This is a genomic window from Candidatus Aquicultor secundus (assembly GCF_002791875.1).
In the GTDB taxonomy this organism is placed as follows: domain Bacteria; phylum Actinomycetota; class Aquicultoria; order Aquicultorales; family Aquicultoraceae; genus Aquicultor_A; species Aquicultor_A secundus.
The window spans coordinates 899-4,113 of sequence record NZ_PFNG01000255.1 but is presented as its reverse complement, the minus strand read 5'-3'; the positions used below and the strand labels follow the sequence as shown (position 1 = coordinate 4,113).

3 protein-coding genes are annotated in these 3,215 nt (G+C 47.9%); 2 read left to right on the top strand and 1 reads right to left on the bottom strand.

What is annotated here, in order from left to right:
- Nucleotides 1-214 precede the first annotated feature (214 nt).
- The gene (locus COY37_RS10830; protein ID WP_286679406.1) at nucleotides 215-901 is read left to right on the top strand and encodes a DUF975 family protein; all 687 of its coding nucleotides are present in this window, start codon (nucleotides 215-217) and stop codon (nucleotides 899-901) included.
- Nucleotides 902-1,024: 123 nt separating this feature from the next.
- Complete coding sequence (locus tag COY37_RS10825) at nucleotides 1,025-2,377, top strand: DUF7986 domain-containing protein (protein WP_286679407.1); 1,353 nt, start codon at nucleotides 1,025-1,027, stop codon at nucleotides 2,375-2,377.
- A 15-nt stretch (nucleotides 2,378-2,392) separates the two neighbouring features.
- On the opposite strand, the gene COY37_RS10820 is transcribed toward COY37_RS10825, so the two are convergent.
- Nucleotides 2,393-2,593, bottom strand: a complete 201-nt coding sequence (locus COY37_RS10820) for a type II toxin-antitoxin system HicB family antitoxin (RefSeq protein WP_286679408.1) — start codon at nucleotides 2,591-2,593, stop codon at nucleotides 2,393-2,395.
- Nucleotides 2,594-3,215: the final 622 nt, after the last annotated feature.

Genomic DNA, 3,215 nt, shown 5'->3' with positions numbered 1-3,215 from the left:
AGCGAAGACGAGGTGGTCGAGATGATAAGGGAGGGGTTTGCGGGGAGAGTAGAATAAAGTCGAGATTCCGTTTGGCAAAAAACGTGATCCCTCGCTACTGGGCCACGAGCCCTGTAATAAATTTGTTACACATAGCAACAGGAGAAAACATAGATATGGGTAAGTAATTACGTAACAGAGCCAGTACTCGATCGTTGAGGGGAAGGGGTAGCGAATGGCAGCGAAAGATTTCTTAATTGGGGATGTATTACGTAGCAGTTGGGAGACGTTTAAAGGCAATCCGGTTCTTTTTGTCGGCCTCACGCTCATATCGTTTATTATTTCAGCGGTTGCAAACTCGATTGACAATACATTAGGTGCGCCGAGCCCGCTTGGCGGAGGTTTCAGGGTCCATACCAGCATCTTCTCATTTCTCGCAGGGGCGTTTATTAGTATGGGCGCTATAAACGTAGCGCTCAAGTCGATAACAGGCGAGAAAGCGGAATTCGGCGATTTCTTCGCGGTGTACCCACTGTATTTAATATTTCTCATCAGCGATTTCTTGTTCAGCGTTGCCGTTGGCATCGGTACCATTCTGCTTATTATCCCGGGTATTTATCTTTTTATTAGATTGCAGTTCTTCGGTTACTACATCGTCGACAAAAACGCGAGCGGTACCGATGCGATTATCGAATCTTTGCAAAAAAGCTGGGAGCTTACAAGGGGTATGGCAGGCAAAGTATTCCTGCTAGACCTGGCGCTTCTCGGTCTAATTATACTTGGCGCGATACCGCTCGGCCTCGGCCTATTTATTGTATTCCCCCTCATTGCGCTCGCCTATGCCTACGTATATCGGAGGATTGAGGGATCGGCGGTGGCATCTGAAGTTGAACCAACCCTGGTAGGCCCGGCTGCCCGGTAACTATACCCAGAAAATAAGTCCTTCGACGTCCTGTGTTACATCACAGCCACTCATATTTGTCTTACGACGTTCATTATGAAATAATCGTAAAATCAGTTCAGATTGGAATGAGGAGGCGCTCTAATGGCCAGCGTGGGGCGAAACGAGCCTTGCCCGTGTGGCAGCGGTAAGAAATTTAAGAAATGCTGCGGCACAACATCGTACGCAGAGATCAAACCCGAGTCTTCGATAAAAAAGCGCCAGGTCGAAGACATTCTTGCATACCTTCGCAGGCATCACATGGACGCCGTCGAGGAAGCCGGCGATGTCTTTTGGGACGAGTTCGACCCTGACGAGCATTTAAGCGGCGGGATACACGACATGGCGGTTACCAACTTCTTCGAGTGGGCCGTACACGATGCACGCGCCGATTACGATAATGACGATAGCAAAACTCTGCTTGAACTTTACATAGAAGATAACGCCCGAAGACTGGATGCCGATGAGCTTGCCGTATTGAACAAGATGCGCGATTCCTGTCTGAGTCTCTACGAGGTCGAAGAGGTATACCCTGAAGAAGGGCTTCTGCTACGCGATCTGCTGCTCGGCGGTGAATTCGACGTACGTGAGCAAATCGCCACGCGCTACCTTAACAAATGGGACATCTTTGCAGCAAGGGTACTCCAATTCGATGGCGACTACATCCTGTCGGGCAGCATATACGCCTATCATAGAAGCCTCAAGGAGCGCCTGGTAAAGGCGTTCAAAGACGACTATAAATTCTTTAAGCGCGAGAATCCCGGTGCAACAATGCGCGATTATCTCAAAGAGGACGGCGACATGTTCAATTACTATTGGTATGAGCCGATCTTGTATCCCCAGGAAATGGAACTCGAGACGACGAGCGGAGAGCCGCTTGTATTTTCAAAAGCGCGTTTTGAAGTTAAGGATAAGGATGCGCTTTTAACTGCTTTAAGCAAGATCGAGGAGCTAAAGCGTGAAGAGGACGGGTTTGTTTGGCTGGGAAAGACGGAGCGCATGAGCGGCCCCGTCATACTCGGACGATTTGAGATCAAGGGCAATAAACTGGTTCTTGAGACAAATTCCAGGGAACGACTTGAGGAGGGGAAGGCGCTTATCCTTAAATATGCCGCCGATACGATTATTCACAAAGCGGACGAGTTTCAGGACGCAATGCAAGCAATGGAGCAATATGAAGACAAGCCCCGTGCCCGCGAAGATGAGATACCGCCCGAAATCAAACAGCAGATTTACACGCAATTTATGCAACGACATTACGAGGAATGGCTGACCGAACAGATCCCGGCACTCGGCGGCAAAACCCCTACGCAAGCCGTCAAGACAAAAGCCGGCCGCGACAAGGTCGTTGAGCTTCTAAAATCCATCGAGAATACCGAGGAGCATAACAAGAAGCAAGGTAAACCCCACTACGATATCTCATGGACGTGGGATCGATTAGGCCTGGCACGGAAGTAGGCGGGACTTTTGCCACTACACGGCTACCTCTACATCATGTGTGTGCTTTGTTTTGGTTACTTCTTCGAGGGTTTCCAAATAAACTTTTATTGCATCCTTGATATTCTCAAGTGCCTCTTCCTCTGTCTTGCCCTGCGACCAGCAATCTTTTAGTGTTGGACAGTATACCGAATAACCTTCGTTATCAACTTTCTCTATAATAACCTTAAATTTCATCTCTAACGCTCGAGATTGTCTCTGTTACATCACCAGTCTCGCCTGGCGAATTTGTCACATTGACAGCGAGAACAACACCTGGCGCTAGTTGTGGCATCGAGGTTATGTATAAAAGTGGACCGAGCCATGCGGCAGGCCTTGTGCCTAAAGTAGCAGCCGCAGATGGGACTGTTTCATGGACATGGAAGGTTGGAACAAGAACTACTCCGGGAGCCTGGCCGATAACTGTAACAGCTTCAAAAAAGGGAAGGAGTGTTAGTCAAAGTTCATCAATTACCGTAATAAAATAGCGCAAGAAGTGATAGTCAATTTGCCTCAGATTAAAGGGATATGCTGTCTAGTTTCCAAAAAGCTCGAGAACCTTTGTTGCTTTTCGGATAGCTTTAGCGATTGATTCTATTGTCGAGGGTATATCTCAACTTCGTCCCATAGTCGTTTAACCACACTGGTTGCGATGCCAACTTTAATATTGCGTTCATACAGAGTATTGACGGGTTGATGGCACCAAAAAGAAAAACGCGTTCAATCACCAAGGCGTGTCTTTCCCTCGAGGCGAGCCTGGGTAACTACTTCATATATTCGCAACAAGGAATTCTATAATTCCATACCAAACGCCCAAATT

Excerpts from the sequence above, each read along its gene's own strand:
- COY37_RS10820 (WP_286679408.1), bottom strand. The coding sequence starts at position 2,593 with ATGAAATTTAAGGTTATTATAGAGAAAGTTGATAACGAAGGTTATTCG.
- COY37_RS10825 (WP_286679407.1), top strand. The coding sequence starts at position 1,025 with ATGGCCAGCGTGGGGCGAAACGAGCCTTGCCCGTGTGGCAGCGGTAAG.
- COY37_RS10830 (WP_286679406.1), top strand. The coding sequence starts at position 215 with ATGGCAGCGAAAGATTTCTTAATTGGGGATGTATTACGTAGCAGTTGG.